Source organism: Streptomyces sp. NBC_00212, assembly GCF_045206365.1.
Taxonomy (GTDB): Bacteria; Actinomycetota; Actinomycetes; order Streptomycetales; family Streptomycetaceae; genus Streptomyces.
Genome location: NZ_CP108115.1, coordinates 6,111,645 through 6,130,291 on the forward strand (window position 1 = coordinate 6,111,645; position 18,647 = coordinate 6,130,291).

Below are 18,647 nucleotides of genomic sequence, written 5' to 3' on the forward strand. Positions count from 1 at the left end.
CTACCGGCCGCTCCGCGGCCACAGGTGATCTCCATTGGAAAGGGCAGACCCCGTGCTGACCGTCGACTTCTCCCGCTTCCCGCTCGCCCCGGGCGACCGCGTGCTCGACCTGGGCTGCGGCGCGGGCCGGCACGCCTTCGAGTGCTACCGGCGCGGCGCCCAGGTCGTGGCCCTCGACCAGAACGGCGAGGAGATCCGTGAGGTCGCCAAGTGGTTCGCCGCGATGAAGGAGGCCGGTGAGGCGCCCGAGGGGGCGACCGCCACCGCCATGGAGGGCGACGCGCTCAACCTGCCCTTCCCCGACGAGTCGTTCGACGTCGTGATCATCTCCGAGGTCATGGAGCACATCCCCGACGACAAGGGCGTGCTCGCCGAGATGGTCCGGGTCCTCAGGCCCGGCGGCCGCATCGCGGTCACCGTGCCGCGCTACGGGCCCGAGAAGGTGTGCTGGGCGCTCTCGGACGCGTACCACGAGGTCGAGGGCGGCCACATCCGGATCTACAAGGCGGACGAGCTCATCCGCAAGATGAAGCAGGCCGGCCTCAAGCCGTACGGCACCCACCACGCGCACGCGCTGCACTCGCCGTACTGGTGGCTCAAGTGCGCCTTCGGCGTCGACAACGACAAGGCGCTGCCGGTCAAGGCGTACCACCAGCTCCTGGTCTGGGACATCATGAAGACGCCCGGCATCAGCACCGTCACGCGGCTCGCCGAGCGGGCGCTCAACCCGGTCGTCGGCAAGAGCTTCGTGGCGTACGCGACCAAGCCGCACCTTCCCGCGCTCGCGGAAAAGAGCGCCGCCAAGTGACCTCTCCGGAGCGCACCGAACACCTCGTCCTGCCCGGGGTGCTCACCGCCGGGCAGGCCGGGCAGACGGTCGCCACCCTGCTCGGCGCCCAGCGCGCCGACGGCGCCATCCCCTGGTTCCGCGGGCACCACCTCGACCCCTGGGACCACACCGAGGCCGCGATGGCCCTTGACGCGGCGGGCGAACACGCCGCCGCCGAGCGCGCCTACGACTGGCTCGCCCGGCACCAGAACGAGGACGGCTCCTGGTACGCCGCCTACCACGACGGCGAACACGACCGGGTCACCGACCGCGGCCGCGAGTCCAACTTCGTCGCCTACATAGCGGTCGGCGTCTGGCACCACTACCTCGCCACCGGCGACGACACCTTCCTCGACCGCATGTGGCCCGCGGTCTACGCGGCCGTGGAATGGGTCCTCGCCCTCCAGCAGAGCGGCGGGCAGATCGGCTGGAAGCGCGAGGAGGACGGCAGCGCCGTCGCCGACGCGCTGCTCACCGGCAGCTCCTCCGTCCACCACGCGCTGCGCTGCGCGCTCGCCATCGCCGAAGAGCGCGAAGAGCCGCAGCCCGACTGGGAGTTGGCGACCGGCGCGCTCGCCCACGCCGTCCAGCACCACCCCGAGCGCTTCCTCGACAAGTCCCGCTACTCCATGGACTGGTACTACCCGGTCCTCGGCGGCGCGGTCACCGGAGCCGGCGCCAAGGCCCGCATCGAATCGATGTGGGACGACTTCGTGGTGCCGGGCCTCGGGGTGCGCTGCGTGCTGCCCAACCCGTGGGTCACCGGCGGCGAGAGCTGCGAACTGGCCCTGGCGCTCTGGGCGATGGGCGAGTCCGACCGGGCCCTGGAGATCCTCCAGTCCATCCAGCACCTGCGCGACCCGGCGACCGGCCTGTACTGGACGGGCTACGTCTTCGAGGGCAACCGCGCGGTGTGGCCGGAGGAGCTCACCACGTGGACGGCGGGCTCCCTGCTGCTCGCGGTGGCGGCGCTGGGCGGGGACGAGGCGACGACGGCGGTCTTCGGCGGCGACCGGCTCCCCAGGGGCCTCGCGCCCTACTGCTGCGGCTAGGACGACACTGCTGCGGCTGGGACGACCCGTACGGAGTCGCCCGAGTGGCGCAGTGCGGCGGGCCGGGTGAGGCTGCCGGGGAGGCCGAAACATCCCCCGGAGGTCATCGTGCCCAGTACGTTCCCCATCCGCCGCATAGTCGTGGCGGTCGTCCTTTCCTGCACCGTCCTGGTGTCGACGACCGCCTGCGGAGGAGAGACCAGAACCACCCAGAGCACCAGCCAGAACGCCGCTGAGAAGGCCGCCGCCCCGGTCGCGGCCCAGAGCAGCGCGTCGCCGACCGCGTCGGCCGAGCGGCAGAGGCTCGCCAAGACGCGCTTCGTCGCCAACGCGGGGCTCGCGGCGGGTGCCGCCTACCAGTGGATCGTGAAGCCCTTCAAGGCCGGCAAGTTCAAGAAGGGCGCCAAGGGCCGTACGTTCGCCCTCGTCAAGGCGGGCCTGGCCGGCGCGTTCACGTACAACCGCCTGAAGGCCGCCACCGAGAACGCCAAGGGCGACCCCTTGCTCTCCAAGGCCCTCGCGCCCCTGTCCTCCGGCATCGACTCCCTCAAGGACCTCGGCGGCAAGCTCCGCAAGGGCGACGCGAGTGACGCCGATGTCGGCAAGTTCGAGAACGTGATCGGCGGCGTCAAGGACGCGGGCCAGAAAGCGGGCGCGCCGGTCACGGACCAGGTGCCCTCCGCCGGTCAGCTCAGCGGCGGCTAGGAGTTCAGGTCCGCGAGGACGCGCAGCGTGTTCGGGTCCGGTGAGGTGACCAGCAGGTCCGTCACCGGGCCCTTGCGCCACAACTCCAGGCGTTCCGCGATGCGTTGGCGGGGGCCCACCAGGGAGATCTCGTCGGCGAAGGCGTCCGGCACGGCCAGGACCGCCTCGTCGCGGCGGCCCGCCAGGAACAGGTCCTGGATGTGGCGGGCCTCGTCCTCGTACCCCATGCGGGCCATCAGGTCGGCATGGAAGTTGCGGGCGGCGTGGCCCATGCCGCCGATGTAGAAGCCCAGCATCGCCTTCACCGGGAGCAGCCCCTCGGTGACGTCGTCGCACACGTGGGCCCGCACCATGGGGGCGACCAGGAAGTCGTCGCGCAGCCCCGTCAGAGCGGCGGCGTACGCGTCCGTGCGGGTCGGCGACCAGTACAGCGGGAGCCAGCCGTCCGCGATGCGGGTCGTCTGGGCGATGTTCTTGGGGCCCTCGGCGCCCAGCAGCACGGGGATGTCCGGGCGCAGGGGATGGGTGATGGCCTTGAGGGGCTTGCCCAGGCCCGTACCGTCCGCGCCGCCGTACGGATGCGCGTGGAAGCGGCCGTCGAGCTCGACCGGGGCCTCGCGGCGCAGCACTTGGCGGATGACGTCGACGTACTCCCGGGTCGCGGTGAGCGGGCTGGAGGGGAACGGGCGGCCGTACCATCCCTCGACGACCTGCGGCCCCGAGAGCCCGAGGCCCAGCATCATCCGGCCGCCCGAGAGGTGGTCCAGGGTGAGGGCGTGCATGGCGGTGGCGGTGGGGGTGCGCGCGGCCATCTGCGCGACCGCGGTGCCGAGCCTGATGCGGGAGGTGTGCGCCGCGATCCAGGTCAGCGGGGTGAAGGCGTCCGAGCCCCAGGCCTCCGCCGTCCACACCGAGTCGTAGCCGAACTCCTCGGCCGCGCGGGCGAGTTCGAGGTGGCCGGGGTTCGGGCCGCGCCCCCAGTAGCCGAGTGCCAGTCCCAGGCGCATGTGCCGTCCCCTCCCAGTGATCTGACGATCCGTCAGGGGACTGTAGGGCAACGGCCCCCCCGCCCGGAAGGGGCGGGGGGCCGTTGAAGTGCCGGGCGGATCAGCCGCGCTGGATACCCGTCGTGTCCTGGAGGACGCCGCGGCGGCCGTCCTGCGTCTGGGCGACCAGGCCGGGACCGCGCTGGTCGACGGCCAGGTACCAGGTGCCGGGGGCGAGTTCGGCGATCGGGGTGGGCGAGCCGTCCTCCGCGTACAGCGGGCGGGCGACGGGGACCGCGAACCAGAACGGGGCGAAGTCGCCGGCCGGGGCGGCCGCGGCGGGCTGCGCCTGGCTGTCCGTGTTCAGGTCCGCGGCCGGAGCCGGAGCCGGGGCCTGCGCGCCGAACGGCTGGGCCTGGGCCTGCGGCTGGCCGCCGAGGCTCGGGTCACCGGGCTGCGCGCCGTACGGCTGCTGGGCGCCGGGGTAGCCGTAGCCACCGGCCGGCTGGGCCGCGCCCGGGTAGCCGTAGGGCTGCGGGGCGGCCGGGCTCGGGGCGCCCATCAGCGGCGCCTTGAGCGCGGCGACCAGCGGCGAGGCCACGGCGGCCGCGGCGAGCGCCAGCGTGGCGATCAGGCCGAGGATCATGCCGGCGCCGGAGCCGTGCGCGTCGATGATCGTCCAGAACGCGGTCCACGCGGCGAAGACCGTGAACGCCACGCCGAACTGAGTGAGGTCCAGACCCGCGACCTTCTTCGGCTGCGGCAGCGAGCGGCCGACGACCACAAGCACCGCACCGATGATGCCTGCCAGGTACATGCTCATCAGGAGCGAGAGCGAGTCCCAGGCGTTCGGCGCGTCCACGCTCGGGCAGAACTGGCCGGAGCAGCTCGGAGCGGACGTGAGATTCAGGAACGAGGCGATGAACAGCACCACCGCTGCACCGATCACCACGCCGTCGCCTCGTGTGAGGGAGCGGATGTTCACGTAAAAGTCCTCTTTTATGTCGTCTCGTCGGGGCGGTCATCGCTGCCGCCGGTGTACGTGCACACGGCGTGAAGCTCTAGGTGGTTCCCCCTGTGCGGAAGAATCTATCGTCTGGCTCTGTGGGCCGTACGGCGGGTCGGGAGCCTACCCGTTCAGGAACGCCATAATGCCGTCGGCGATCCCCTGGGCCGCCTTCTGGTGCCAGTCCGCACTCTTGAGAAGTGCCGAATCCCGGGAATCGCGCATGTTGCCGCACTCGATGAACACCTTCGGGACGGTCGACAGGTTGAGGCCGCCGAGGTCGCTGCGGACGTCCAGGGCGGTGCCGTCGCCCACGTAATTGGACGCGTTCATGCCCGTGTCCTGGGCGAACTTCCCCGCGATCCGCACACCGAGTTCACGCGAAGGCCCCACGATCGGGGCGGTGTCGGCGGCCCCGCCCTTCACCTTCGCGGGCAGGATCACATGGAAGCCGCGCTGGCCCTCGTCCGCGCCGTCCGCGTGCACCGACACGACGGCGTCCGCCTTCGCCTGATTCCCGATCCGGGCCCGCTCGTCCACACAGGGCCCGAATGTCCGGTTGCCGTCCTGGGTGAACACGACCTTCGCGCCCTGCTTTTCCAGGATCGCCCTGATTCGGTGCGACACATCGAGCGTGAACTCGGCTTCCGTATAACCGTCGTTGGTCTCGGTGCCGGTGGTGTCGCATTCCTTCTTGTTCGTTCCGATGTCCACCGGCTCATTGATCTCTTCTGTATGCCGGAAATTATTCGGATTGTGACCCGGGTCGATGACGACGGTCTTTCCGGCCAACGGTCCGACGCCGGAGCCGCTCTTGGACGCGGCGGGCGCCGAGGGGGTGCCGGGGCCGCCGCTCGGCGGGGAGGAGGCCGTCACGGTCACCGTCGCGGTGCCGGCCCCCGGCAGCGCGGACGGTGCCGAGTGGCTCGGCAGGGGGAGCACCTTCGGCGGCTTGTTGTCCTGGCCGCCGGGGCTGCTCATCGCCTGCCAGACGAGCCAGCCCGCGAGGGCGGTCGGCGCGAGGGCGGCGAGGGCGACGAGGGCCCGGCCGCGCACACGGCGCGACCGGCTGTCCGGATTCGATGACTCGCTGTCGTACGACACGGGAGCGATGCTAGCGGCGGGGACCTGTCAAGCCCGGGCACTCGGCGTCCCGAAGTGTCACAGCGCGGCGGTCGTGCGGCGCAGCACCCGCAGCGAGTCGGTCGCCGAGACCTCGGTGAACGCGCCGGACTCAAGGGCCCGCAGGTAGATGCGGTACGGGGCCTGGCCGGTGAACTCGTCCACCGGGTCGGGGAAGACGTCGTGGATGACCAGCGTGCCGCCCTCGGCGAGCTTCGGCGCCCAGCCCTCGTAGTCGGCCGTGGCGTGCTCGTCGGTGTGCCCGCCGTCGATGAACACGAAGCCGAGCCGCCCGCCCCACACCCGCGCCACCTGCGGCGAGCGCCCGACCACCGCGATCACGTGGTCCTCCAGACCCGCCGCGTGCAGGGTCCGCCGGAAGGTGGGCAGCGTGTCCATCCGCCCCACCTCCGGGTCGACGACGGTCGGGTCGTGGTACTCCCAGCCCGCCTGCTGCTCCTCGCTGCCGCGGTGGTGGTCGACGGTGACCGCGACCGTGCCGCTCTCGCGGGCGGCCTCGGCGAGCAGGATCGTGGAGCGCCCGCAGTAGGTGCCGACCTCCAGGAGCGGCAGTCCGAGCGCGCCGGCCGCGGCCGCCGCCTCGTACAGCGCCAGGCCTTCCCGTACGGGCATGAAGCCCTTGGCCGCCTCGAAGGCGGCCAGGATCTGAGGCTTGGGAGTGGCCACGGCCCGGCTCCTTTGGGTCGTAGGTGTGTGGGCGGTCCATGGTGCCGTACGCCGCCGGAGCCGCCCCCGGCGGGCGGGGTCCCGAAGGTCACGTCGATCTGACCTTCCGTCAGATTGAAACGTGTTCTACTCTTGCGCCGTTCCGGGACCGGCGACGGGTGAGGGCGTCCATGGGCATCGCGATCACGCAAGAACAACGGGAGCTCGCGGAGGCGGTACGCGGCTGGCTGGCGCGGGCCGTGCCCGTCGAGGAGGTACGCAAACTCCTGGACGCGCCCGAGGCGGCCGGGGCCCGCCCGCCGTTCTGGGACGGGCTCGCCGAACAGGGGCTGCTCGGCATCCACCTCGGCGAGAAGTTCGGCGGGGGCGGCCTTCCCGAGCTGGCCGTCGTCCTGGAGGAGGCCGGGCGCGGGCTGCTGCCGGGGCCCTACCTGCCCGGGGCGCTCGCCGCCGAGCTGCTGCGCCGCGCCGGGCGGCACGAGGCCCTGGTCGCGGACATCGCCGAGGGCCGCAGGACGGCGGCCGTGGCGCTCGGCGCGGGCACGCTCACCGCCGTCGACTGCGAGGGCGGCTGGCTGCTCGACGGGACCGCGCCGCCCGTACTGGCCGCCGGGCAGGCCGAGTTGGTGGTTCTCGCGGCCAAGGCGCACCACCGGACGGTGTGGCTCGCGGTGGACGCCGAGGACCTGCGCATCCGCACCCACGCGAGCACCGACCCGACCCGCCCCACCGCAGAGGTGCGGGCCGAGGCCGTCGTGGTCGACGCGAGCCGGGTCCTGGACGTGGACTCCGCGCTGGTCCGCGACCTCGCGGCTGTCCTCTTCTCTGCCGAGTCCTGCGGCACGGCGGCCCGCGCCCTGGACATCGCGGCCGAACACGCCAAGGTCAGGGAGCAGTTCGGCCGCCCCATCGGCCGGTTCCAGGCGATCAAGCACCTGTGCGCGGACATGCTCGTACGCCTCGAACAGGCCCGCGCCCTGGTGTGGGACGCGGCCCGCGCCATGGACGAGCCCGCCGAAGTGCGGGGCCTGGCCGCCTCCCTCGCCGCCACGGCGGTGGAGACCGCCTGCACCTGCGCCAAGGACTGCGTCCAGATCCTCGGCGGCATCGGCTTCACCTGGGAGCACGACGCCCACCTGTATCTGCGCCGGGCCCTGGTCGCCCGCCAGCTCCTCGGCGCCGGGGACGCCCACCGGCTGCGGGCGGTCCGCCTCGCGAGCGGCGGCGCCCGCCGGGAGCTGCGGATGGAGCTGCCGCCGGAGGCCGAGAACTTCCGCGGCCCCGCCCGCGCGGTGATCGAGGGCGTACGGGACCTGGACCCGGGCGCGGTGAGGCGAGCTCTCGCACCCACCGGATACGCGGCCCCGCACCTGCCGGCCCCGTACGGTCTGGGTGCGGGACCGGTCCAACAACTCGTCATCCAGGAGGAGTTGAAGCGATCCGGGGTCAAGGTGAGCGACCTGGGGATAGCCACCTGGGTGGTCCCCTCTCTCCTCGCGTACGGGACTGGCCCCCAGCAGGACCGCTTCCTCGGCCCCACCCTGCGCGGCGAACTGCTGTGGTGCCAGCTGTTCTCCGAACCCGGCGCGGGCTCCGACCTCGCCTCGCTGCGCACCAGGGCCGAGCGCACCACCGACGGCGGCTGGCGCATCACCGGCCAGAAGGTGTGGACGAGCGGCGCGCAGTGGGCGGACTACGGCATCCTGCTGGCCCGCACCGACCCCGACGCCCCCAAACACAAGGGCCTCACGTACTTCCTCGTCGACATGAAGCGGACGAACGGGATCGACATCCGCCCCCTGAAGGAGATCACCGGGGACTCCCTCTTCAACGAGGTGTACTTCGACGGGGCGCTGCTGCCCGCCGACGCCGTCGTGGGCGAGGTGAACGGAGGCTGGCGGGTCGCCCGCAACACCCTGGGCAACGAACGCGTCCACATGGCCGACCAGTTGACCTTCGACACCGGCCTCGAAGCGCTGATCGCCCGCGCCGGGGAGCTCGACGGGGCGTACCGGGCGCGGATCGGCGCCCTGGCCGCCGAGGCGCACGCGCTGGCCTGCATCGGCCTTCGCACGACCATGCAGCAGACCTTGGGCCTGGAGCCGGGCGCGGGGGCCAGCGTCCGCAAGCTCGTCCAGACCCCGCACCAGCAGAAGATCGCCGAGCTCGCCCTGGAGCTCCTCGGCCCCGACGGCGCGGTCGCCGAGGGCCCCGGAGAGCGGGCCGTGCATGGCTTCCTCATGTCGCGCTGCCTGACCATCGCGGGCGGCACCACCCAGGTCCAGCTCAACGTCGTCGCCGAGCGCATCCTCGGCCTGCCCCGAGACTGAAGGGTCCCCCTTGACATGAAGAGCTACATCGTCGGTGTGGGCATGACCAAGTTCGAGAAGCCGGAGTCCCGGGACTGGCAGTACTGGGACATGGTGAAGGAGGCGGGAAGCGCGGCGCTGGCGGACGCGGGCATCGACTACGGCTCGGTGGAACAGGTCCCGGTCGGCTACTGCTTCCAGGCGTCGACCGCGGGCCAACGGGCGGTGTACGAACTGGGGTTGACGGGCGTGCCGGTCTACAACGTCAACAACAACTGCGCGACGGGGTCCAGCGCGCTGATGCTGGCGCGGCAGTTCGTGGAGGGCGGCATCTCGGACTGCGTACTGGCACTGGGCTTCGAGAAGATGAAGCGGGGCGCGCTGGGCGGCGGCTCGGACGGCGGCGACTTCAAGACGTCCCCGGTCGCCCGCCACTACGGCATCATGGCGGCCCGCCACGGCTTCGAGATGACGCCGCCCACCGCGCAGATCTTCGGCAACGCGGCGCGCGAGCACATGGAGCGGTACGGGACGACCGCGGCGCAGCTCGCCGCGGTGGGCGCCAAGAACCACCGGCACTCGGTGAACAACCCCAACGCGCAGTTCCAGGACGCGTACTCGGTGGAGGAGATCCTCGCCGCGAAGGAGATCCACCGCCCGCTGACGAAGCTGCAGTGCTCGCCGACGTCGGACGGGTCGGCGGCGGCGGTCGTGGTCTCGGAGCGATTCGTGGACCGAAATGGCTTGAGGGGCAAGGCAGTTGAGATTGCGGGCCAGTCGATGGCGACGGACACGGAGGAGTCGTTCGCCTCGGGGAGCTGTATCGACGCGGTGGGGGCGCCGATGTCGCGATCGGCGGGGCGGCAGGCGTTCGCCGCGGCGGGCCTGGGCATCGAGGACGTCGACGTGATCGAGCTGCACGACTGCTTCTCGGTCAACGAGCTTCTGACGTATGAGGCGTTGGGGATGTGCGGGGCGGGAGAGTCCGGGAAGCTGATCGAATCCGGGGCGACGACGTACGGCGGGCGCTGGGTCGTGAACCCGTCCGGAGGCCTGATCTCGAAGGGCCATCCGCTGGGAGCGACGGGGCTCGCACAGGCGGCGGAGCTGGTGTGGCAGTTGCGGGGGGAGGCGGGGGCGCGGCAGGTGCCGGGGGCACGGGTGGGGCTCGCGCACAACATCGGGCTGGGCGGGGCGGCGGTGGTGACGCTGCTACGCCGGTAGCCTTCCCCACCCCGCCCCTTCCCGAGACCCGCCGGGGGTGAGTGTGCTGGGGCTCTGCCCCAGACCCCGTTCGCGTCTTAAGGGCGCTCGTCCTCAAACTCCCCCAAGGCCTTAAGGGCCAGGGGGGACCCCCATGACGGGCTGAAGATGCCGGTGCCGGCCAGGATCGATGCTGTTAGGGGCGCGGGGCTGTGACATGTGCGGCTCCGTCGCGTGGGCGCGACCAGCCATCCACGGTCCGCAGCCGAACGACACTCGTACTCAGCCCCCCACCCCCGGAGGCCACGCGGCGGAGCCGCGGAGTGTCACAGCGGGAAGGGGCGGGGTGGGGGAAAAGCGTGTAACAGGCACCCGGCCCATGCGACCATGACCCGCATGTCCCAAGCCCCCGCTGACACCCACATATCCGCCCCCACCCGAACCCCCCGCACCTGGCCAATCGTTCTCGCCGCCTGCGCGGGCCAATTCCTCGTCGTGCTCGACGTGTCCGTCGTCAACGTGGCTCTCCCCTCCATGCGCACCGGCCTCGGCATGAGCGCCGGGGGGCTGCAGTGGGTGGTCAACGCGTACGCCATCGCCTTCGCCGGGTTCATGCTGCTGGGCGGTCGCGCGGGCGACCTGTACGGGCGCAAGCGGATGTTCCTCGTGGGGCTCGGGCTCTTCACCGCGGCCAGTCTCGGCGGGGGGCTCGCGCAGGAGGGCTGGCAGTTGTTGGTGGCCCGGGCCGCGCAGGGGCTCGGGGCGGCCGTGCTCGCGCCCGCCACCCTCACCATCCTGACCGCCGCCGTCCCCGAGGGTGCTGCCCGCACCCGGGCCATAGGGACCTGGGCCGCCGTCGGCGCGGGCGGCGGTGCGGCGGGCGGGCTCGTCGGGGGCGTGCTCACCGACGCCCTGTCGTGGCGCTGGGTGCTCCTCATCAACGTGCCCGTCGGCGCCCTCGTGCTGCTCGGCGCCGCACTCTGGATCACCGAGTCCCGGGCCGGGCAGCGTCACCGGCTCGACCTGCCCGGCGCCGTCCTCGTCACGGCGGGCCTCGCCACTCTCTCGTACGGCATCGTCCAGACGGAACAGTCGGGGTGGGGTGCCGTCGAGACCCTCGCCCCGCTCCTCGGCGGCGTGACCCTGCTGCTCGTCTTCCTCCTCGTCGAAGCCCGCACCGCCGCGCCCCTCATGCCGCTGCGGCTCTTCCGGCTGCGGGCCGTCTCCGCCGCCAACGCCGTGATGTTCGTGTGCGGCTCCGCGATGTTCTGCACCTGGTTCTTCATGACGCTGTACGCCCAGAACGTGCTCGGCTACACCCCGCTGGGCGCCGGGCTCGCGCTCATTCCCAGTTCGCTCAGCGTCGTCGTCGGCTCGAAGCTGGCGCCGCGCATCATGCCCCTGACCGGCGCGCGGAACCTGACCGTGCTGGGTGTCCTGGTGACCGCGGCCGGGTTCGGGTGGCAGTCCATGATGCGGGCGGACGATCCGTACTGGATGTCCATCCTCGTGCCCGGCATCCTCATGATGACCGGCGCCGGGCTCGCCACGACTCCCCTTGCCGCGCTGGCCACTTCGGGCGCTGCTCCCAGCGAGGCCGGGCTCGTGTCGGGGCTCATCAACACGTCCCGGACGATGGGCGGGGCGCTGGGCCTTGCCGTGCTGTCCACCGTCGCCGCGTCCCGGACGGGCCTCGTGCAGAGCCCCGAATCCCTCACCGCCGGGTACGCGCTCGCCTTCCGCGTCGGCGGATTCGTACTGCTCGGCAGCGTCGTACTCGCCCTGGTGTGGCTGCCCCGGGCCGCGAGCCCCGTCAAGCGCTGAGGCCTACAGCCAGCCCTGCTGGCGGGCCGACCGCACCGCCTCCATGCGGTTGCGGGTGCCCGTCTTGCCGATCGCGGACGACAGGTAGTTGCGCACCGTCGACTCCGACAGGTGCAGCTTGCCCGCGATGTCGGAGACCGTCGCGCCGTCCACCGAGGCGTTCAGGACGTCGCGTTCGCGGGCGGTCAGCGGGCTCGGGCCCGCGCTGAGGGCGGCGGCCGCGAGCGCCGGGTCGATGACCGTCTCGCCGCGCAGCACCCGGCGGATCGCCTCCGCGAGGTCCTCGACCGGGCCGTCCTTCACGAGGAACCCGGCCGCGCCGGCCTCCATCGCACGGCGCAGATAGCCGGGGCGGCCGAACGTGGTGAGGATCAGGACCCGGCAGTCCGGGACCTCCTCGCGCAGGGCGGCGGCCGCGTCCAGGCCGCTCATGCCCGGCAGTTCGATGTCGAGCAGGGCCACGTCGGGGCGCGAGACCAGCGCCTCGGGGACGATCTTGTCGCCCGCCGAGACCTGGGCGACGACCTCCATGTCCTCTTCGAGGCCGAGCAGCAGGGCGAGCGCGCCGCGCATCATTCCCTGGTCCTCGGCGAGCAGCACTCGTACGGATTTGGCAGGTCGGTGATCCTGGGGCATCTCGTCCACGGGGAAAGGGTATGCGCGGCCGGGCGTCAGCGGTGGCCGGGGGCGCTGGTCAGTTCGTCGTCCAGGGCCGCGTCCGCGGGGTCCACCGGGAGTTCGGCGCTCACCTGGAAGCCGGCGCGGGGCGCGGGGCCCGCGGTCAGCGAGCCGCCCGCCGCGGCGAGGCGCTCGGTCAGGCCCTTCAGGCCCGTGCCGCCGATCCGGGGCGTGGGAGCCGGCGCGGCGGGCGCGCCCTTGCCGTTGTCGGTGACCGTCAGGGTCACCCGCTCCGGCGTGCCCTCGACCACGATCTCGCAGCGCGACGCGGCACTGTGGCGTACGACGTTGGTGACCGCCTCGCGGACCACCCAGCCGAGCAGCGCCTCGGCCTGCGCGGGCAGCGGCGGGCCCGACTGGCGTACCACCGGCTCCACTTCGGCCGCGCTCAGCGCCGAGCGGGCCCGGTCGAGCTCGGTGGCGAGGCTGCCCTCGCGGTATCCGGTGACGGCCTCGCGGATCTCGGTGAGGGCCTGGCGGCCGACCGACTCGATGTCGGCGACCTGGCCGAGCGCCGCGTCCAGGTCGCGCCGGGCGATCCGGCGGGCGGCCTCCGACTTCACCACGATCACGGACAGCGTGTGGCCGAGCAGGTCGTGCAGGTCGCGCGAGAAGCGCAGGCGCTCCTTCTCGACCGCGGTACGGGCCAACTCCTGCCGGGTGTCGCGCAGTTCACGCACCGTCTCGGAGAGGGAGAGCAGGGCCGAGATCACCAGGCCCGACAGGAACGTGCCGTACGCGATGGTCATGTTGTCCCAGGGGTCGCCCGTCTTGATCCCCGAGATCACCCCCACCGAACCCGCGAGCGTGATGATCACGAAGCCGAGCCGCCGGTCCCGCAGCGCCGCGCCCGAGGCCAGCGAGGCCAGCGGGAAGAACAGCAGCCAGACGCCGCCGTAGCCGATCCCCATGGCGTAGGTGACGGCGGCGAGCGCGCCGAGCAGGACCAGCGTCGCCCGCTCCTCGCGCCGCCGCTTGTCGAGCGCGCGGAAGGCGACCAGCGCGTACAGGACGGCGAAGGCGACGATGGCGAGGCCGCCGAGCGCGGGGTGGGCCACCTTGCCCTTGGCCACCTCGACGACGGCGCCGGTGCCCATGAGCAGCCACGGCAGGAAGGTGTAGCCGTTGGCGGGCGGGCCGGGGAACTCGTCGGCCTTCTCGCCCCGCGGCGGCAGCTTCGGCAGCAGTGATGGCATCGCGTTCTCCCCGTACTGATGGTTCATGAGCTCACCCGGTCCCGGTGTCCGGCGCTCACGCGGTCCGCGCGGACCGACGGTAGGAAACCACGGCGTACGAACCGAAGACCACCAGCCAGGCTGCCATCAGCGCGATGGTGGCCGCACCCGGGGCGTGGCCCTGCGAGGTGGCCCAGCCGAGGTCGGCGAAGCGGTGGGTCGGAGTGTACTCGGCGATGTGGCGCAGCCAGCCGGGGAAGGCCGAGACCGGGAACCACAGGCCGCCGAGGATCGCGAGCCCCATGAGGCAGGCCACGTTGACCACGCCGGTGGCCTGGGCCGAGAGCCGGTAGCCGTTGCCGAGGCCGAGCATCGTGAAGGGCAGCGCCCCGATCCACAGGAGCAGCGTGAGGACGCCCCACTGCCAGGCGTCCAGGCGCACGCCGTTGATCAGCGCCCCGGACAGGAACACGGCGAGGATGCCGGGCAGTACGGTCACCGAGCCGCTGATCGCCCGCCCGGTCACCACCCGGGTCGGCGCGAGCGGGGCGATCCGCATCTGCCGCAGCCAGCCGATCGACTTGTCCGAGGCGACCCCGGTCCCGACGCCGAGGGCCGAGCCGAGCGCTCCGTAGGCCGCCATGCCGATCATCGACTGGACCTTCCAGTCGTCGCCGTTGCCGGCCCCGCCGATGTTGGTGAAGAGCAGATACATCAGCACCGGCATCCCGATACCGAAGATCACGAAGGAGGCGTCACGGAGCGTGCGCCGCATCTCCAGCTTGATGTACTCGAACATCAGACGGTCTCGCTTTCGCGTGCGGTGAGGGAGAGGAAGGCGTCTTCGAGGCTGGCGGGGGCCACTTCGAGGCGGCGGACGGCGCCCATGGAGGCCAGGGCGACGACGGTGGCGTCCGAGTCGTCGGTGCGCAGCCGGGCCCGGTCGCCGTGGATCTCGACGGAGGCCACGCCGGGCAGCAGCGACAGGCCCTCGGTCGGCATGCCCGCGAGGTCGAAGGAGACGAGGCTGCCGCCGGCCGCCCGCTTGACGGTCTCGCCGGGCCCGTCGGCGACGATGCGGCCCTGGTCGATGACGACGATCCGGTCCGCGTTGTCGTCGGCCTCTTCGAGGTAGTGGGTGGAGAACATGACCGTGTTGCCGCGGTCGGCGTACGTGCGCATCGACTCCCAGAACGCGCGGCGCGCCTCGACGTCGAGGGCAGCCGTCGGCTCGTCGAGCAGCAGCAGTTCGGGGTTTCCGGCAAGCGCCATGGCGAACCGGACCCGCTGGGTCTGGCCGCCGGAGAGCTTGTCGACCCGGCGGTCACCGAATTCGGTGAGCCCCGCGAGGGCGAGCGCCTCGGCGACCGGCATCGGCTTCGGATACATGCTGCCGATGAAGAACACCAGCTCGCGCACGGTCACCCGGGGGATCGGGCTGCCCTCCTGGAGCATCGCCCCGACCAGGCCGGCCCGTACCGCCCGCTCCGGGGGCCGCCCGAAGATCCGCACCTCGCCCGCGTCGGGCTCGTTCAGGCCGAGCAGCAGGCTGATGGTGGTGGACTTGCCGGCCCCGTTGCGGCCGAGCAGCGCCACGGTCTCGCCGCGCCCGATGCTCAGCTCGGCCCCGTTCACGGCCCGGACCGCCCCGTAGGACTTGACCACCCCGCTGAAGCGGACCGCGGTCGCGTCGCTGTGTGTCGTCGTCTGCGTCATGCCAGAGACGCTACGGAGCGGGAGGGCCCCCGCCCCAGATGCGCTTGTACGGACCTGGGCAGGACAAATGTCATGGGGTACCCCCGCCGAAAGTGGCACGGGGCGGCCTCGCCAGCAGATCTGACGCAACGTCAGGAGCCTTCACAACTGCCGGGGCGTGCGCTATACCTAGGGGCCATCGGCCTAGAACGCGTTCTAGAACGACGAACGGGTCCTCGGTCCGGTCCAGTACGACCTCGGTGCGGCCGACGGTGCGGACGGCCGCACCGAGGTCTTTTCCCGTGCCCGCACAACGCTCAAGGAGCAGCATCCACATGCCCATTGATGCCGCGAAGGCGGTCGCCGCCGAGCCCCGGTCCACCGAGATCACCTGGGACCACAAGGACGTACAGCTCTACCACCTGGGGCTGGGCGCCGGCGTCCCGGCCACCGACCCCGACGAGCTGCGCTACACCCTGGAGTCCCGGCTGCACGTGCTGCCGTCCTTCGCGACCGTCGCGGGCGCCGGCATGGGCGTGGTCGGCGGGCTCTCCGCGCCCGGCATCGACGTGGACCTCGCGGCGGTCCTGCACGGCGGGCAGACCATCACCCTGCACCGGCCGATCCCCGTACGGGGCAAGGCCACCTCGACCTCCAAGGTCGCCGCCGTCTACGACAAGGGCAAGGCCGCCATCCTGGTCCTGCGCACCGAGGCCGCCGACGCGGACGGCCCGCTGTGGACCAGCGACGCGCAGATCTTCGTGCGCGGCGAGGGCGGCTTCGGCGGGGACCGGGGCCCCTCCGCCCGCCCCCAGCAGCCCGACCGGGCGCCGGACCACACCGTCGAGCGCCCGGTCCGCGAGGAACAGGCGCTCCTCTACCGGCTTTCGGGGGACTGGAACCCGCTGCACGCCGACCCCGACTTCGCCAAGCTCGCCGGCTTCGACCGGCCGATCCTGCACGGGCTCTGCACGTACGGCATGACGCTCAAGGCCGTCGTGGACACGCTGCTCGGCGGCGATGTGACCCGGGTGCGCTCGTACGCCACCCGTTTCACCGGGGTCGTCTTCCCGGGCGAGACCCTGCGCATCCGGATGTGGTCGGGGCCCGGCCGCGTCCAGGTGTCGGTGACGGCCGTCGAGCGGGACGACGCGCCGGTCCTGGCCGACACGGTCGTCGAGCACAACTGAGCTTTATTTTCCGGTACTTGAGGGGACTTCGAGGGGAGCCGCACCATGCGCGCAGCCGTACTGCACGAGATAGGCCAGGACAAGCTCGACGTGCTCGACGACGTGGAGGCGACCGGCTTCGGCCCGGGGAAGGTCAAGCTCCGCGTCCGCGCCACCGGGCTCTGCCACTCCGACCTCTCGGCGATGAGCGGCGTGCTGCCGCAGCCCGCGCCGTTCGTGCCAGGCCACGAGGGGGCCGGGGAGGTCATCGACGTCGGCGACGGGGTGACCGGCCTCAAGCAGGGCGACCGGGTCCTGATGTGCTGGCTGCCCGCGTGCGGGGAGTGCCCGTCCTGCAAGCGGGGCCAGACCCAGCTGTGCCTGGCCGGCTTCATGAACGCCGGGACCCCCAACTTCAAGCGGCCCGGCGGCGACGTGTTCGGCTTCGCCGGCACCGGCACCTTCGCCGAGGAGGTCGTCGTCGCGGCCGGCTGCGCGGTCCCGATCCCCGACGACGTGCCGTACGAGATCGCGGCCCTGATCGGCTGCGGCGTGACCACCGGCCTTGGCGCGGCGATCAACACCGCGAAGGTGGAGGCCGCGTCGTCCGTCGCCGTCATCGGCTGCGGCGGGGTCGGCATCTCCACCATCCAGGGCGCCCGGGTGCAGGGCGCGGCCCAGATCGTCGCCGTCGACCCGGTCGCGTCCCGGCGCGAGGCGGCGCTCAGGTTCGGCGCCACGGAGGCGGTCTCGCCCGAGGAGTTCGCCGACGCCAAGCAGCGCGTCACCGCGGGCGAGGGCTTCGACTACGTCTTCGAGGTGGTCGGCCGCTCGGCGACCGCCCGCACCGCGTACGAGAACACCCGGCGCGGCGGCACCCTGTGCGTGGTCGGCGCGGGGGCCATGGACGACTTCTTCCAGGTCAACATGTTCGAGCTGTTCTTCGACGAGAAGCGCATCCTGCCGTCCATGTACGGCGGCGGCGACGTGCTCCGGTCCTACGAGCGGGCCATCGCGCTGTGGCGGGCCGGCCGGATCGACCTGGAGGGCCTGATCACCCACCGGGTGCAGCTCGCCGGGATCAACGACGCGCTCGACCAGATGCGCAGCGGAGAAGCCCTCCGTACGTGCATCGAGATCTGACCCACCCGCCGATCCACGGTCTGATCCACCCCACCTGATCCATCCCACAGCGAGAGGATCCAACCGGCATGGCAGCACTGCCACTTGAAGGCCTGTCCGCGATCGTCACCGGGGCCGGGCGCGGGCTCGGCCGGGCCGAGGCGCTCGAACTCGCCCGGCTCGGCGCGGCCGTCGTCGTCAACGACTTCGGGCAGCCCGGGCGGGACGGCTCGGGCCAGGCGTCGAAGGGCCCGGCCGAGGAGGTCGCCGCCGAGATCCGGGCCGCGGGCGGGCGGGCGATCGCCCACACCGGGGACGTGGCCGACCACCAACAGGCCCGTGAACTGGTCCAGTTGGCGATCGGCACGTACGGCAAGCTCGACATCCTGGTCAACAACGCGGGCATCCTGCGGGACCGGATGATCTTCTCGATGAGCGAGGCCGAGTGGGACTCGGTGATCCACGTGCACCTCAAGGGGCACTTCAACACCACCCACTTCGCGGCCGCGCACTGGCGCGAGCGGTCCAAGGCGGCGGGCGCCCCGGTCTACGGCCGTATCGTCAACACTTCCTCCGAGGCCTTCCTCGCCGGTTCCGCGGGCCAGCCCAACTACGCGGCGGCCAAGGGCGGCATCGTCGGCCTCACCACCTCGACCGCGCTCGCGCTCGGCAAGTACGGGGTCACGGCGAACGCGATCTGCCCGCGGGCCCGTACGCGCATGACGGAGGACGTGTTCGCCGGGTTCGCCGAGCCGGGGGAGGGGCAGCTCGACCCGCTGGCGCCCGAGCACGTCTCGCCGCTCGTCGGCTATCTGGCGTCGCCCGCCGCCGCCAAGGTCAACGGGCAGCTCCTGGTGGTGCACGGCGGCATGGTCGCCATCGTCGAACGGCCCAGGGTGGCCGCCAAGTTCGACACCGCGAAGGAGGCCTTCTCGTACGAGGAGCTCGACGAGCTGATCTCCCCCTACTACGAGGACAGGCCCCCGAACGAGACCTTCGCGGCGGCCGAGGTGCTCGGGCTCAAGCGCGGCTGACGCGCGGCTGACATGAACGGGAAAAGGCGAGGCCTCCGGGGTTGAACCACC

Annotated in this window: 17 protein-coding genes; 9 read left to right on the plus strand and 8 right to left on the minus strand. The window is 72.2% G+C overall.

What is annotated here, in order from left to right; translation table 11 throughout:
* Nucleotides 1-52: 52 nt before the first annotated feature.
* The 3 genes from OHA17_RS27890 (at nt 53) to OHA17_RS27900 (ending at nt 2,586) form a co-directional block, all read left to right on the plus strand.
* Nucleotides 53-808, plus strand: coding sequence for a methyltransferase domain-containing protein (locus OHA17_RS27890; RefSeq protein WP_406510829.1), 756 nt, complete (start codon nt 53-55; stop codon nt 806-808).
* Nucleotides 805-1,881 carry a prenyltransferase gene (locus OHA17_RS27895; RefSeq protein ID WP_406508844.1) on the plus strand — a complete coding sequence of 359 codons (1,077 nt, stop codon included), beginning with the start codon at nt 805-807 and terminating at the stop codon, nt 1,879-1,881. The genes OHA17_RS27890 and OHA17_RS27895 overlap by 4 nt, the downstream gene beginning before the upstream one ends.
* A gap of 108 nt (nt 1,882-1,989) precedes the next feature.
* Entirely contained in the window at nt 1,990-2,586 is a 597-nt protein-coding gene (locus OHA17_RS27900) for a hypothetical protein (RefSeq protein ID WP_406508845.1), read from the plus strand.
* Here the strand turns inward: OHA17_RS27900 and OHA17_RS27905 are convergent.
* The 4 genes from OHA17_RS27905 to OHA17_RS27920 all read right to left on the minus strand — a co-directional run bounded on the left by OHA17_RS27905 (nt 2,583) and on the right by OHA17_RS27920 (nt 6,333).
* Nucleotides 2,583-3,593 (minus strand): LLM class F420-dependent oxidoreductase, encoded by a 1,011-nt coding sequence (locus tag OHA17_RS27905; RefSeq protein ID WP_406508846.1) that lies wholly within the window; start codon nt 3,591-3,593, stop codon nt 2,583-2,585. The genes OHA17_RS27900 and OHA17_RS27905 overlap by 4 nt on opposite strands.
* 100 nt (nt 3,594-3,693) lie before the next feature.
* Nucleotides 3,694-4,557 (minus strand): hypothetical protein, encoded by an 864-nt coding sequence (locus tag OHA17_RS27910; RefSeq protein ID WP_406508847.1) that lies wholly within the window; start codon nt 4,555-4,557, stop codon nt 3,694-3,696.
* Between the two features lie 144 nt (nt 4,558-4,701).
* Nucleotides 4,702-5,682 carry an N-acetylmuramoyl-L-alanine amidase gene (locus tag OHA17_RS27915; protein WP_406508848.1) on the minus strand — a complete coding sequence of 327 codons (981 nt, stop codon included), beginning with the start codon at nt 5,680-5,682 and terminating at the stop codon, nt 4,702-4,704.
* A 57-nt stretch (nt 5,683-5,739) separates the two neighbouring features.
* A complete protein-coding gene (locus tag OHA17_RS27920) occupies nt 5,740-6,333 on the minus strand; it encodes a class I SAM-dependent methyltransferase (protein WP_398872440.1) in 594 nt (197 codons plus the stop codon).
* A gap of 224 nt (nt 6,334-6,557) precedes the next feature.
* On the opposite strand from OHA17_RS27920, the gene OHA17_RS27925 reads away from it, so the two are divergent.
* From OHA17_RS27925 to OHA17_RS27935, 3 genes are all read left to right on the plus strand, one after another.
* On the plus strand, nt 6,558-8,717 hold the full coding sequence (locus OHA17_RS27925; protein ID WP_406508849.1) for an acyl-CoA dehydrogenase: 2,160 nt from the start codon (nt 6,558-6,560) through the stop codon (nt 8,715-8,717).
* A gap of 15 nt (nt 8,718-8,732) precedes the next feature.
* On the plus strand, nt 8,733-9,920 hold the full coding sequence (locus OHA17_RS27930; RefSeq protein WP_406508850.1) for a lipid-transfer protein: 1,188 nt from the start codon (nt 8,733-8,735) through the stop codon (nt 9,918-9,920).
* Nucleotides 9,921-10,286: 366 nt separating this feature from the next.
* Nucleotides 10,287-11,723, plus strand: coding sequence for an MFS transporter (locus tag OHA17_RS27935; RefSeq protein ID WP_406508851.1), 1,437 nt, complete (start codon nt 10,287-10,289; stop codon nt 11,721-11,723).
* A gap of 3 nt (nt 11,724-11,726) precedes the next feature.
* On the opposite strand, the gene OHA17_RS27940 is transcribed toward OHA17_RS27935, so the two are convergent.
* From OHA17_RS27940 to OHA17_RS27955, 4 genes are read right to left on the minus strand one after another with little or no spacing between them, the layout of a single operon-like run.
* Nucleotides 11,727-12,359, minus strand: coding sequence for a response regulator transcription factor (locus tag OHA17_RS27940; RefSeq protein ID WP_053723989.1), 633 nt, complete (start codon nt 12,357-12,359; stop codon nt 11,727-11,729).
* A 35-nt stretch (nt 12,360-12,394) separates the two neighbouring features.
* A complete protein-coding gene (locus tag OHA17_RS27945) occupies nt 12,395-13,597 on the minus strand; it encodes a histidine kinase (protein WP_398871305.1) in 1,203 nt (400 codons plus the stop codon).
* Nucleotides 13,598-13,652: 55 nt separating this feature from the next.
* The gene (locus OHA17_RS27950; protein WP_406508852.1) at nt 13,653-14,375 is read right to left on the minus strand and encodes an ABC transporter permease; all 723 of its coding nucleotides are present in this window, start codon (nt 14,373-14,375) and stop codon (nt 13,653-13,655) included.
* The gene (locus OHA17_RS27955) at nt 14,375-15,292 is read right to left on the minus strand and encodes an ATP-binding cassette domain-containing protein (RefSeq protein WP_406508853.1); all 918 of its coding nucleotides are present in this window, start codon (nt 15,290-15,292) and stop codon (nt 14,375-14,377) included. Before OHA17_RS27955 ends, OHA17_RS27950 begins: the two co-directional genes overlap by 1 nt.
* A 314-nt stretch (nt 15,293-15,606) precedes the next feature.
* Here OHA17_RS27955 and OHA17_RS27960 point away from each other — a divergent pair, with 314 nt between their 5' ends.
* The 3 genes from OHA17_RS27960 to OHA17_RS27970 all read left to right on the plus strand — a co-directional run bounded on the left by OHA17_RS27960 (nt 15,607) and on the right by OHA17_RS27970 (nt 18,596).
* Nucleotides 15,607-16,461, plus strand: coding sequence for a MaoC/PaaZ C-terminal domain-containing protein (locus OHA17_RS27960; RefSeq protein ID WP_406508854.1), 855 nt, complete (start codon nt 15,607-15,609; stop codon nt 16,459-16,461).
* A 45-nt stretch (nt 16,462-16,506) separates the two neighbouring features.
* Entirely contained in the window at nt 16,507-17,583 is a 1,077-nt protein-coding gene (locus tag OHA17_RS27965; RefSeq protein WP_398871295.1) for a Zn-dependent alcohol dehydrogenase, read from the plus strand.
* A 68-nt stretch (nt 17,584-17,651) separates the two neighbouring features.
* A complete protein-coding gene (locus tag OHA17_RS27970) occupies nt 17,652-18,596 on the plus strand; it encodes a 3-oxoacyl-ACP reductase (protein ID WP_406508855.1) in 945 nt (314 codons plus the stop codon).
* Nucleotides 18,597-18,647 lie beyond the last annotated feature (51 nt).

Coding starts and splice junctions, on each gene's coding strand:
- OHA17_RS27905 (WP_406508846.1), bottom strand. CDS start 3,593: ATGCGCCTGGGACTGGCACTCGGCTACTGGGGGCGCGGCCCGAACCCC.
- OHA17_RS27920 (WP_398872440.1), bottom strand. CDS start 6,333: ATGCCCGTACGGGAAGGCCTGGCGCTGTACGAGGCGGCGGCCGCGGCC.
- OHA17_RS27925 (WP_406508849.1), top strand. CDS start 6,558: ATGGGCATCGCGATCACGCAAGAACAACGGGAGCTCGCGGAGGCGGTA.
- OHA17_RS27930 (WP_406508850.1), top strand. CDS start 8,733: ATGAAGAGCTACATCGTCGGTGTGGGCATGACCAAGTTCGAGAAGCCG.
- OHA17_RS27935 (WP_406508851.1), top strand. CDS start 10,287: ATGACCCGCATGTCCCAAGCCCCCGCTGACACCCACATATCCGCCCCC.
- OHA17_RS27940 (WP_053723989.1), bottom strand. CDS start 12,359: ATGCCCCAGGATCACCGACCTGCCAAATCCGTACGAGTGCTGCTCGCC.
- OHA17_RS27945 (WP_398871305.1), bottom strand. CDS start 13,597: ATGCCATCACTGCTGCCGAAGCTGCCGCCGCGGGGCGAGAAGGCCGAC.
- OHA17_RS27950 (WP_406508852.1), bottom strand. CDS start 14,375: ATGTTCGAGTACATCAAGCTGGAGATGCGGCGCACGCTCCGTGACGCC.
- OHA17_RS27955 (WP_406508853.1), bottom strand. CDS start 15,292: ATGACGCAGACGACGACACACAGCGACGCGACCGCGGTCCGCTTCAGC.
- OHA17_RS27960 (WP_406508854.1), top strand. CDS start 15,607: ATGCCCATTGATGCCGCGAAGGCGGTCGCCGCCGAGCCCCGGTCCACC.
- OHA17_RS27965 (WP_398871295.1), top strand. CDS start 16,507: ATGCGCGCAGCCGTACTGCACGAGATAGGCCAGGACAAGCTCGACGTG.
- OHA17_RS27970 (WP_406508855.1), top strand. CDS start 17,652: ATGGCAGCACTGCCACTTGAAGGCCTGTCCGCGATCGTCACCGGGGCC.